Origin of the sequence: Limnospira sp. PMC 1279.21 (assembly GCF_032349615.1) — a bacterium.
Taxonomy (GTDB): Bacteria; Cyanobacteriota; Cyanobacteriia; order Cyanobacteriales; family Microcoleaceae; genus Limnospira; species Limnospira fusiformis.
This window is the reverse complement of sequence record NZ_JARPLU010000158.1, coordinates 1-10,727: the sequence shown is the minus strand read 5'-3', so window position 1 is coordinate 10,727 and position 10,727 is coordinate 1. Positions and strand designations below refer to the sequence as shown.

Annotated in this window: 12 protein-coding genes; 7 read left to right on the top strand and 5 right to left on the bottom strand. The window is 43.3% G+C overall.

Annotation, left to right across the window (positions count from 1 at the left end; translation table 11 throughout):
• Positions 1-315 precede the first annotated feature (315 nt).
• The 3 genes from P5683_RS19380 to P5683_RS19370 all read left to right on the top strand — a co-directional run bounded on the left by P5683_RS19380 (position 316) and on the right by P5683_RS19370 (position 3,236).
• A complete protein-coding gene (locus P5683_RS19380) occupies positions 316-1,275 on the top strand; it encodes a 3'(2'),5'-bisphosphate nucleotidase (protein ID WP_006624479.1) in 960 nt (319 codons plus the stop codon).
• Between the two features lie 222 nt (positions 1,276-1,497).
• Complete coding sequence (locus tag P5683_RS19375; protein ID WP_006624480.1) at positions 1,498-2,760, top strand: serpin family protein; 1,263 nt, start codon at positions 1,498-1,500, stop codon at positions 2,758-2,760.
• A gap of 206 nt (positions 2,761-2,966) precedes the next feature.
• Complete coding sequence (locus P5683_RS19370; RefSeq protein WP_006619157.1) at positions 2,967-3,236, top strand: hypothetical protein; 270 nt, start codon at positions 2,967-2,969, stop codon at positions 3,234-3,236.
• Between the two features lie 78 nt (positions 3,237-3,314).
• Here P5683_RS19370 and P5683_RS19365 read toward each other — a convergent pair whose 3' ends face one another.
• A complete protein-coding gene (locus P5683_RS19365) occupies positions 3,315-6,092 on the bottom strand; it encodes a CBS domain-containing protein (RefSeq protein WP_006624482.1) in 2,778 nt (925 codons plus the stop codon).
• Between the two features lie 175 nt (positions 6,093-6,267).
• On the opposite strand from P5683_RS19365, the gene P5683_RS19360 reads away from it, so the two are divergent.
• The 3 genes from P5683_RS19360 to P5683_RS19350 are packed head-to-tail and all read left to right on the top strand — an operon-like array spanning position 6,268 to position 7,156.
• Positions 6,268-6,507 carry a helix-turn-helix domain-containing protein gene (locus tag P5683_RS19360; protein ID WP_006624483.1) on the top strand — a complete coding sequence of 80 codons (240 nt, stop codon included), beginning with the start codon at positions 6,268-6,270 and terminating at the stop codon, positions 6,505-6,507.
• Positions 6,491-6,709 (top strand): hypothetical protein, encoded by a 219-nt coding sequence (locus tag P5683_RS19355; RefSeq protein WP_006624484.1) that lies wholly within the window; start codon positions 6,491-6,493, stop codon positions 6,707-6,709. Before P5683_RS19360 ends, P5683_RS19355 begins: the two co-directional genes overlap by 17 nt.
• Positions 6,710-6,763: 54 nt before the next feature.
• Positions 6,764-7,156, top strand: coding sequence for a hypothetical protein (locus P5683_RS19350; protein ID WP_006624485.1), 393 nt, complete (start codon positions 6,764-6,766; stop codon positions 7,154-7,156).
• Here the strand turns inward: P5683_RS19350 and P5683_RS19345 are convergent.
• The 4 genes from P5683_RS19345 to P5683_RS19330 all read right to left on the bottom strand — a co-directional run bounded on the left by P5683_RS19345 (position 7,137) and on the right by P5683_RS19330 (position 9,673).
• The gene (locus P5683_RS19345; protein WP_006624486.1) at positions 7,137-7,550 is read right to left on the bottom strand and encodes a hypothetical protein; all 414 of its coding nucleotides are present in this window, start codon (positions 7,548-7,550) and stop codon (positions 7,137-7,139) included. The two genes, P5683_RS19350 and P5683_RS19345, sit on opposite strands and share 20 nt — an antisense overlap.
• A 98-nt stretch (positions 7,551-7,648) precedes the next feature.
• On the bottom strand, positions 7,649-7,828 hold the full coding sequence (locus P5683_RS19340; protein ID WP_006668736.1) for a hypothetical protein: 180 nt from the start codon (positions 7,826-7,828) through the stop codon (positions 7,649-7,651).
• Positions 7,795-9,171, bottom strand: a complete 1,377-nt coding sequence (locus P5683_RS19335; RefSeq protein WP_006624487.1) for a 16S rRNA (cytosine(967)-C(5))-methyltransferase — start codon at positions 9,169-9,171, stop codon at positions 7,795-7,797. Before P5683_RS19335 ends, P5683_RS19340 begins: the two co-directional genes overlap by 34 nt.
• 109 nt (positions 9,172-9,280) lie before the next feature.
• A complete protein-coding gene (locus P5683_RS19330) occupies positions 9,281-9,673 on the bottom strand; it encodes a helix-turn-helix domain-containing protein (protein ID WP_006624488.1) in 393 nt (130 codons plus the stop codon).
• A 375-nt stretch (positions 9,674-10,048) separates the two neighbouring features.
• On the opposite strand from P5683_RS19330, the gene P5683_RS19325 reads away from it, so the two are divergent.
• Positions 10,049-10,727: PEP/pyruvate-binding domain-containing protein (locus P5683_RS19325; protein WP_315640907.1), on the top strand; the 679-nt coding region annotated here is incomplete at its 3' end.

Genomic DNA, 10,727 nt, shown 5'->3' with positions numbered 1-10,727 from the left:
CTTGAGACTTAATCGGATTTGGGGATGAGAATTGCCTGGCTTTTTAGTAGGGCGATAGCCCCATGTATTTTTTGCCGGGAAAATCACCGTGATTAAGACATAATTTATTTTACAGCAGAATCCGTGAAATCACCATGGTAATTGGTGCATAATCATCACCTCTGTTCCTGAGAGTTGAAATGATACCAGTAAAGATGGTCTGTGAGGGGGTGAAAATTTCCGGGAGGTGATTTCCCAGAAACTTGACGACTGATAGACCAAGTGTAAAGCTATTTAAGGACAAAATCTCAACTAATTATATTCCCAGGAGTTTTTATGCCCTACGATCGCGAAAAACAAGTCGCTATTGATGCGGTACTCGCCGCCTCTCGCCTGTGCGAACAGGTCAGACAAGCCATTCCCCCGGCTATGGAAAAAGGGGATAAAAGCCCCGTAACCGTTGCCGATTTTGGTTCCCAGGCGATTATCTGTAAAGCTATCTCAGAAGCCTTCCCGGATGATCCGATAGTGGGAGAAGAAGATGCTACTACCCTGAAAACCCCGGAAATGGGGAACAACCTAGAGAAAGTCACAGACTATGTTAGGAGTATTATACCCGATGCCACCCCGGAGCAAGTAACTACCTGGATTGATCATGGTAATGGCAGTGTAGGAAAGCGATTCTGGACTCTGGATCCCATTGATGGCACTAAGGGGTTTTTGCGAAAAGACCAATATGCGATCGCACTAGCCCTAATTGAAAACGGGGAGGTTAAACTAGGAATTATGGGGTGTCCGGCTTATGCAATTGATGGAGATACTCCCGGAATGTTGTTTGTGGCTGTGCGGGGGGAAGGGTCGATGAAAATGCCCTTTTCTACGGGAAAATTTACGCCTATTCAGGTGGTGAAAGCTGAAAATACCCAAAATATGCGCTTTGTGGAAAGCGTGGAAGCCGCCCACGGTGATCAGTCTCGCCAAAATGCGATCGCCCAAGCTGCGGGAATTACCGCCCCCTCGGTGCGGATGGACTCCCAAGCTAAATATGGCGTTGTAGCATCAGGACAAGCGGCTTTATATCTGCGTCTTCCTTCCCCTAAATACCCTAATTACCAGGAAAATATTTGGGATCATGCTGCGGGGGCGATCGTCGTTGAAGAAGCCGGAGGTCGCGTCACAGATATGCACGGGAAACCCCTGGATTTTGCTTCTAGCATTAAAATGGTAGACAATCGGGGTATAGTGGTCAGCAGTGGATTGATTCATGATCAGGTTTTAGCTGCCTTGAAATCATAATTAACTGGTGGGGTTTGGGTTGAGGGGAGGCAATTATTAATCATTGTCGGGAGGGTCGGGTGATCCGGTCAGCTTGACCAACAATTATCAACCCGCCCTGATCTTAACCTTACTACTGAGAGGGCTTACTTATTCAAACTTTCAAGAACTGGGTGATAATCGGAATGAGTAAATTTGGAAATAGTCAACGATGGAACAATTAACATGGTACTTAGTCATATAATGTCTAAATTTTCAGCTTGGGGTCGGCGGAATGGTTCCCTATTGGCTTCCCTGCTATTACTGTGGGGTGTAGGTTTACCAGTCATAACCCAGGCTGTTGGCAATAGTTCAGAGTCTAACTCATATCAGATTGCTCGTGTAGATAATAATGCGATCGTGAATCAAAATAACCAATTTGCTATCGACCTATACAACCAACTTCAAAGGGAAATATCAGGGAATTTATTTTTCTCACCCTATAGCCTTTCTACTGCTATGGCTATGACCTATGAAGGGTCACGAAATCAAACGGCTATCCAAATATCCCAGGTTTTCCATTTCCCTCAGCCTCCTGGTAGTTTATACCCGGAATTTACCAGTCTGCTTAATGATATTAAAAGCCGCAACTCTTCCCAACTATACTTAGTTAATCGTCTGTGGGGACAGTCTGGCTATAGGTTTCAGGAACCTTTTTTACAAATTACCAAAAATCATTATAATGCACAGTTAAATCAAGTGGATTTTATGGGGGATCATGAAAAATCCCGCCAAATTATTAATGATTGGGTAAGCCAAGAAACTAACCACAAAATTACTGACCTAATCCCACCGGGAATTTTAGATAGATTAACCCGACTGATTCTGACCAATGCCGTTTATTTTTCGGGAGACTGGTTATCACCTTTTCCCGAGAAATATACTCAAGATGGCATCTTTAATTTACCATCAGGAGAAACTATTTCGGTGCCGATGATGCACCATCCTAATGTATCTATTAGTTATCATAGTTTACCGGAAGTTCAGATAATTGAACTTCCCTATTCGGATGGCAATTTATCAATGATAATTCTGCTACCGGCGGAAGGAACTGACCTGCCGACTTTCGCACAAAATATGACGATCGCCAATTTCCAAAACTGGCTGCACAGGCTGGAATATGTGAACCTAGAAATATGGCTACCCAAGTTTAATTTTAGCTCATCGTTTAATCTCAAGTCAACCCTCAGTTATATGGGTATGGAATCAGCTTTTACGGAAACTGCTGATTTTTCTGGTATCAGTTCCGAAAAACCATTTTTTTTATATGATGTGGTGCATCAAGCCTTTGTCAATGTCGATGAAAAAGGCACAGAAGCATCAGCCGCCACTGGGGTAATCGTCGGAAGTAGAAGTTCCATCCGCGATCGCATTCATATTAATCGACCATTTATGTTTATAATTAGAGAGTTGGACAGTGGCACTATATTATTTATGGGGTCTGTGGTCAATCCATTAGAACAGTGAAAGGGTGAACAGTTCACTGTTATTGTTCAGCCTAGGGCCGTTATCGGGCATCACCGTGAGAGTTAGTCCACCAGGCTGAAATTGGGGATTTTTCCCAAATTTCAACTGAATTTTTGGCAATTGTTTCAAAGATAACTGACCGATTGCCAAATCTCAAGATACAATTTCTTGTGATAGACTCTAATCTTGCTGTATCAAATTTTGCTATGACTGAGCCAATCAACGAGTCCAATGAGAGTTTACCCCGGGAATTTCGAGTCAATCAACTTAGGAATCTCATAGAAACCCTGCATATTGCCGACGAAATTGCTAGTAAAGGCTATTTGATCAGTAGTTCAGAACTTGCTGATTTAATGGATATTAACGCTAGTGCGGTCACCAGTCGCGGCGATAACTGGGCGTGGCGAAATTGGGAAGTTTCCCGGGTTAGACGGGAAGGCAATCAAATCCTCTGGCAATTGGAGAGGGTTGATTAGCCAACGCGGTAATTTATTATTATTGTTCATTGTTCGCGGCAAGTTATTGATGCTTTGAGCAATGAACATTAGTGATAATTACGACTGAGTTTCACGGGGTAAACTGCGGGAATGGGGATAGCGATCGCTGATAAATTTTGTCGCCTCCACAGTATCCGATATTATACCATCTAAGGTAGCATTTAGCAAGTCATTTAACATAACTTGAAATTTGGGTCCAGGTTTATATCCCAACTTTTTCAAATCATTACCATTGAGAATAGGTTTAGCATTCCACCAATGATTTAAATATCTCCAAATTTGCTTTCTCACCCACCGAGGCGAATGGGAAGCAATTAAAATCAACATGGGCAAATCGTAGGGTTCAAACACCCGAAAATAATCGCTAGGCTGCTGACAATTTGGCAATAAATCCGCCACTCGAGTTTGAGCATTTTCCAAGTTTAATAAACGGTCTACTTGCTGAGAATTAAACTGAAAAATATCGGCAACTTCCCGGCGATATTCGGGAGACAAAGCGGCGATTAACACATCGAGGCGAATTTGCCAATGGGCGAGAGTGTGGTTAGGGTCAAACCGTTTTAAACAGCGGTCTACGGTTCTAATTTGCCGCCAGAGAAGCTGATTTAACTCCAAAGTAGGATGAATACAGCGCAGGGCTTTTAACTCCCCTAATAAATGTAAAGCTGGTTGCCAATAGGGGGCTTGCAGGATATATTTTAACTCACTTTTTAGCCTAGCTTCCAAAGCCGGAATTTTGGCAGAATTGCGTTGTTGTCGTTGGCGGTCATAAATACCACTATTAATGGCATAATCGACATATTCTTTAGTGTGATGTTCCAGACTAAAACCCAGTCTCACGGCAAATCTGACGGCGCGATAAATGCGGGTAGGATCCTCAATAAAACTATGAGGATGCAATACCCTAATTTCTCGTAATTCCAAATCTTTAACCCCCCCAAAAAAGTCTAATAATTCCCCGGAGTTAGGTTCGTTTAATCTCAAAGCTAAAGCATTAATAGTAAAATCGCGACGGTAGAGGTCTTGACGAATAGAACTTGCTTCGACTTCCGGGTTAGCCGCCGGATAGGGATAAAACTCGGTTCTAGCAGTAGCAATATCAATCCAAAGGGAGTTTAAAACGGGGTGATTATGCCACAATAAGGCGGCGGTTTGAAATTGACCATGCACTTCTAGTCGCGCTTGTGGGTAATATTCTTGTAGCGATCGCGCTAGCTCCACAGCGGGAGAAATGGTCATAGTTGCCTCATCTGAGATATTATTGGTAGAATTGTGATAGCAACCATCAACCACCAAATCAATATCATGTAATAATAGATTGTCGGTAGATTCAGCTAACAATAAATCTCGCACTCCCCCACCGACTAGATAAATTTGCCAACCTCGCTGTTGACTAAGTTCGGCAATTTTGGCTAAAATTTGCCAAAGTTCGGGGGCTAAACGTTCTTGTAAAAGTTCATCAACGGTACTACAAGTAGAACCGGGAATACAACCTCGGCGGGGGGTAGGTTTGGGTAGACAATGCTGTTGATAAAGTAACCTTAAAACATCGGTGCGGGTGACAATTCCGACTAAATTGCCATTCTCTAAAACGGGTAACCGACCAATATCATAAGTTACCATAATTGACTCAATTTCCGGTAGTGAAGTATCCGGGGTAATTGTCCGCAGTTGGGGAGTCATATAACCTTTAACTGGCGAATGGTTGAAACCATGATGTAAGGCGATATCGATATCACGACGGGAGATAATCCCCACCAGTTGATGGTTATCGTCCAAAACAGATAGCCCTGAATGACCATAACGTAGTAGTATACGGTGAGCCTCCCCGACGCTGGTTTCGGGGCGAATAGTGCGTACTGGGGAAGACATTAATTCCCTAGCGGTAGGTGATGGGGGAATTTGTGCCTTAAAATTAGTTACCAGAGTTTCTAAGGTAGACTGCGGATCGACATCTCGTAAAGTGACGGAAGCGGCGCGGGGATGACCACCACCACCGAGGGGATGAAATAGACGGTTGAGGTCGGTTTGATCAATGCGCGATCGCCCAATAATAGTTAATCGTTTCTCCCCACCACTACGGACTCGATATTGATTAGCTAGTAATAATCCATCGCTTTCGGTCAGGTCTAATAATTCGGAGGTTAAACTAGACAGACCTGGTACATAATCATCAGTTTCCAATAATACCCAGGATATGGTGTGACCTTTGACAGTTGATTGATGTAGAGTTTCTAAAGCTGTGGTTAATAAGTCCTGTAGGGTAGGGGATAAGCCGGGTTCTACATATTCGGTGATCGCAGATAAACTGAGATTTTGTTCCATTAACCAAGCTAAGGCGATCGCATCCCGTGGAGTAGAATGGTCAAAGGTTAGCGATCCGGTATCCACATGAATACCTAAAGCCATGACTGTGGCTTCTGCTGGTCGGGGAACCACAGGGTTAGCCATGGCTCGCAAATGCTCTACAATCAAAGTAGTAGTCGCCCCCACCGCTTCAATTTGAGTCCAGGTAGCGGGGATATCTAATTTTAGGTGAGGGTGATGGTCATACAACCGGATTTCCAAATTCGGTAAGTCTAACCATTCGGCTGCTTTCCCTAAGCGATCGCGATTTTGGGTATCCACCACCGACAATTTACAGATCCGGTCAGGATTAACCGATCGCCTTTCAATCAATGGAAACTCATCTCGATACAAAGCCAAAAAATCCCGCACGGCTGGATGAGATCCCCCCGTCAGCACTATTCTACTACCTGGATACAGGCAAGTTAAACCTACCGCCGCCCCCAAGGAGTCAAAATCTGCTGTGGTATGACATAGAATCAAGTGCATATCAGGTATTTTTTGGACTTTACACCTATTTTATCTCGATCCTTGACACTCTCTAAGATCCATCCACTAATATTGTTGGGTTCAGTCCTCATACTGATCTGCTATTGGGCGATCGCACTGATTTGAATACTATTGTCTGTAGACTCAGGGTATCTGTAGCTGACATAATTTCAGTATGACAGAGATTAACAAGGCTTTAGGTCAAGTTCTGATTAAGTACAGAACACTAGCAAAGATTTCCCAAGAAGAACTCGCGGACAGAGCAGGTATACATCGTACCTATGTCAGCCAGATAGAACGTGGTTTAAAATCACCCACTTTGTCTGTCTTGTTTCGGATTTCCCAATCTCTAAACACTACTGCTAGTGTTTTGATAGCTGAAGTTGAACGAGCATTATATGACATACATTATTAATCCTAATTTCCATATTTTGGGGGGATTTGAAGTCAATGCTAGACATATAGATTCAGCACTGTCCCAAACAAATCAATTCCTAGAAACTATTCCGGCGGCTGTTTATAAAAATATTGATTATAAAACTACAAGTTCGATTGTTGGTTCCATGTTTTGCCAGTCTATAGCCGAAGTAACAGAAGCGATCGTTAACCCCATATAGAAAGGACATCCCGATCTTATCCCCAAGGGAAGTGAAAACTCGCCGGAGGAAGAATTGCGTAATTATCCTGTGGGTTTAGAGGTGAAGTGTACTATTGGAAATATAACTAAAGGTGCAAATCTCAGAGCCGGACAACCAAGAATCAATGCTTTAGAGGGAATTACCTGGCAAGCTCATCATCAAGAAGTAAAAGAGTTATTGGGATTAGTTTGGGATTTTGTCCTCAATGAAAAGGATTTTAACTATCCCAAAGTTACGGCTATCTTTTATGCTAATAATCTGACTCAAGATGATTGGGGAAATATTAGTGGGACACGAGGTAGAAACACTAAAGTAACGGGGATGAAAGTAAGTGGTAAACAGAAAATGGCAGCAGGTTGGGTAGCCTTAATTGATGACTATCTATATAAACAGGTTTATCAGATGATTATGAAATTTTCGATTTAGCTAAAAGCTGAGGGTCACTATCGGAACGATAGTAGATCATTTCCTTGCTAGTTTTTCCGGCTACACCTTTTAAGTATAGCAATGGCTTGAACGGTAGATAATCACCACAATGACCTTCACAAAATATAACTTCTCCCTTCCTATTCTTAGACCATGTGGCTAGTTTTTGATAATCAATGAGTTTACTTCCATAGCGATAACCTTCCCCAGAAGCGTCTTTATAGGGTGGGTCAATAAACCAAGTTGCTTCTATATCGGGGGCTAATGTATAATCTCCACAGATAATCTTCCAGTGCTTAATCTTAAATAAGTTTTCGCACATATATCTTTTGCTAATCTGCCAATTTCTAGCTAGAACCGCAGTCACTTTAATAGTTTTATAGTGAAATGCCATTTTCGTGGCTGCATGAATAATATGAAGAAATTCGGAACTCTTTTCGCCGATTTCTAAGTCAGGTAAATTGTTGATTACTTGGGGCGTTGCTTCTTCAATTAACCATTTCCAAATCTCGGAGACGCTCTCATCTTTTCTACTAAAAAAACATCTTTTTGCCAGTTTTCTCGGTACAATGAATAAGCTGCCGAACCGGCAAAAGGTTCCACGATCGCCTCAAAATTAGGAGAAGGATAATGCTTTGCTATTTGCTTTTTTCGGCCGTAGTAGTAGAACATAAGTGCCTAAGTTTAGCTATAAAAAATCCATCCATTTGGTGACGATGGGGCCATATTTTCAGCCAACCTTCCTTAGTCGGTTCCACCGGAAGATCTATATTAGGAACCTCTACACGCCAGGTGGGATGACGACTTAAAAAAGATGCGATCGCCCATTCATTTTCCTGGGGGTGTAAAGTACAAGTGGCATAAACTAACACCCCTCCCGGCTTCACCCAATGACTGACCATCTCTAATAATTCTGCCTGAAGTTGAGACAATTGCCGAATCTGATCGGGAGTTTGTCGCCAACGCGCATCAGACCGCCGATGCAAGGTCCCACCACCAGAACAAGGTGCATCTAATAGTACGCGATCGGCTGTATTATTATATTGTGGAAAATGACGACTATCTCCCACTTCCACCTGAATCGATCGCAACTTGAGGCGCTTAATATTCTGTTGTAAAGGTTTTAGCCGTCCCGGGGAGCGATCAATAGCAATAATTTTACCATTATCCCCCATCAGTTCTGCGATATGGGTAGTTTTTCCGCCGGGGGCGGCGCAGGCATCAATTATAATTTCCCCAGGCTGAGGATCTACCACATATCCTACCAGTTGGGCGGATGCGTCCTGAACCGTCCACCAACCTTGATCATATCCCGGTAAATTGGCGATCGCCCCCACACCATAAGATAATCGCCAACCCTGGGGAAGTTTGGGAATAGGCGATCCGATGATTTCCCGTTGTTGAAAGGCTGTTTCCACCGTTTCCAACGTAGTCGAGAGGGGGTTAATCCTTAAATCTAAACTAGGGGACTGATTAAACCAGTCACAGAGTTGTTCAGTTTGAGACTCCCCCAACTCCTCCAACCAGAATTTGATCATCGAGTCGGGGAAACTGTGGAGAATACCCAGCCGAGAAACGGGATTTTCCGGTAACTGCAAAATTGACTCGAGGGAATTTCCCGCCTCCAACAGGCGCAAATACTGACGTAGGAGACCATTAACAAACCCGCCTAAACCTGATAAGTGGTTGACTTTGGTTAGGTCTACAGTGGTATTCACCGCCGCCGACGGGGGAATATTCGTGCTAAAGGAGAGTTGATATAATCCTAAATGCAGAATAATTCTCAGATCTGGCGGCTGTTGGTGGGCGGGTTTTTTGGCTAGGCGATCAATAATTGCATCGAGGGTTCGCCTGCGTCGGGTACAACCGTAAACTAATTCTGTTCCCAGGCGGCGATCGGCATCTTTGAGATCAGCCTGACGCAACTTTTCATCTAAAACTAGATCAGCAAATGCGCCCCGTCGTTGAATGTCTCGGAGGGTGACAAAAGCTAATTGGCGAGGATTATCAGTCACAGCAGACTCGATTTTTGTACAAAAGGGGGCTATTGAGGGCTGGCATCATGGAAAAGCGATCGCACTTTACCAACTCTTCCAGAATTGTATCAAAAATCATCGGATTTTTCTAGCCGCTCAATTCCAAAGCACATATACAACTTTCCTGGTGTAGCCACTGTTCCCCCACTTGTTTCATGGCCAAAATTACAGGTTTTAGTTCCCGACCTTTAGCAGTTAGAGAATATTCCACATGGGGAGGGATTTCTGGGTAAACGGTACGGATTAATAAGCCATACTTTTCTAACTCTCTCAATCGGATAGTCAGGGTCTTTGTGCTGATACCTGGTAAGGCTTCAATCAATTCATGGGTTCTCATGTCGCCTCGGAATAACTCCCGCAAAATTTGGACTGACCATTTGCTACCAATGATATCCATTAAAAACTGAATGGGACAAATGATCTCAGCGCACTGTTCCCGTCCATAGGGGGCAACGGATTCGTAATATTTCTTAACTTTCATTTTAAGCTCCTGATCCGCTTAATCTTTTTTAAGAATAACCTATATTCCAGACAATTCACCATAATTTTAGTCTGGTAACTATGGCTGAGGGTGATCAGGAGATGTCGTTTTATGAGAAAAGACATATAATAAAAGTAGCCACCAAAAAAATAACGTTTAATCGTTCACCTAGATAAGAAATCCCTGAAAACCGGTTTTCTGTGACCGCATAAAATTGGGGATCAAGGTAAAAACCATTTTCAATAACTGCCTAAAACTCGTAACCCAGGAGGATTAAGGGTTTCCATCCCGTCCTTCATTTGTTTCTGATTAAATTTGATAAACCGGAAGCCGCCAACTTGATGACGGCCACTTTAATTTGGAGTGTTTCAGCCCATGTTAAAACTATTTGCCAATAAAAAAGCCCAGATTAAGCAAAACAAAACTCTGATTTTATGGTTTGAAGATGTGCGACTTGCTGACCTTCCCCTAGTGGGTGGTAAAAATGCTTCCCTAGGGGAGATGATTCAACAACTGGAATTGCGGGGAATTAATGTTCCCCAGGGTTTTGCGATCACCGCCGAAGCCTATCGCTATTTTATTGAATATGGCGGTTTGGAAAGTGAGTTGCGATGGTTATTGGCTGGTCTGGATATTGAAGATATTAAAAACCTGCGCCAGCGGGGGAAAGAAGCCCGATCGCTAATTGTTAATACCTTGTTACCCCCCGATCTTGAACAGGCGATCGCCATAGCCTATAAACAACTGTGCGACCTATATGGTAATGAAACAGATGTAGCAGTGCGATCGTCAGCCACCGCTGAAGATCTCCCATCAGCCAGCTTTGCGGGACAACAGGAAACCTATTTAAATATTCACGGTATCAAGGGAATTTTAGAAGCGACCCGCAAATGTTTCGCCTCCCTATTCACCGATCGCGCTATTTCTTACCGTAGCCTCCAAGGTTTCGATCATTTTGATGTAGCCCTATCTATTGGCGTACAAAAAATGGTGCGATCGGACCTAGCCACTTCCGGGGTAATGTTCTCAATTGATACAGAAACCGGATTCAAAA

Bases quoted from the DNA above. Each gene is read 5' to 3' on its own strand.
- P5683_RS19365 (WP_006624482.1), bottom strand. From the start codon at position 6,092: ATGCACTTGATTCTATGTCATACCACAGCAGATTTTGACTCCTTGGGG.
- P5683_RS19340 (WP_006668736.1), bottom strand. From the start codon at position 7,828: ATGTTCTACTACTACGGCCGAAAAAAGCAAATAGCAAAGCATTATCCT.
- P5683_RS19375 (WP_006624480.1), top strand. From the start codon at position 1,498: ATGTCTAAATTTTCAGCTTGGGGTCGGCGGAATGGTTCCCTATTGGCT.
- P5683_RS19380 (WP_006624479.1), top strand. From the start codon at position 316: ATGCCCTACGATCGCGAAAAACAAGTCGCTATTGATGCGGTACTCGCC.
- P5683_RS19360 (WP_006624483.1), top strand. From the start codon at position 6,268: ATGACAGAGATTAACAAGGCTTTAGGTCAAGTTCTGATTAAGTACAGA.
- P5683_RS19345 (WP_006624486.1), bottom strand. From the start codon at position 7,550: ATGGCATTTCACTATAAAACTATTAAAGTGACTGCGGTTCTAGCTAGA.
- P5683_RS19355 (WP_006624484.1), top strand. From the start codon at position 6,491: ATGACATACATTATTAATCCTAATTTCCATATTTTGGGGGGATTTGAA.
- P5683_RS19330 (WP_006624488.1), bottom strand. From the start codon at position 9,673: ATGAAAGTTAAGAAATATTACGAATCCGTTGCCCCCTATGGACGGGAA.
- P5683_RS19370 (WP_006619157.1), top strand. From the start codon at position 2,967: ATGACTGAGCCAATCAACGAGTCCAATGAGAGTTTACCCCGGGAATTT.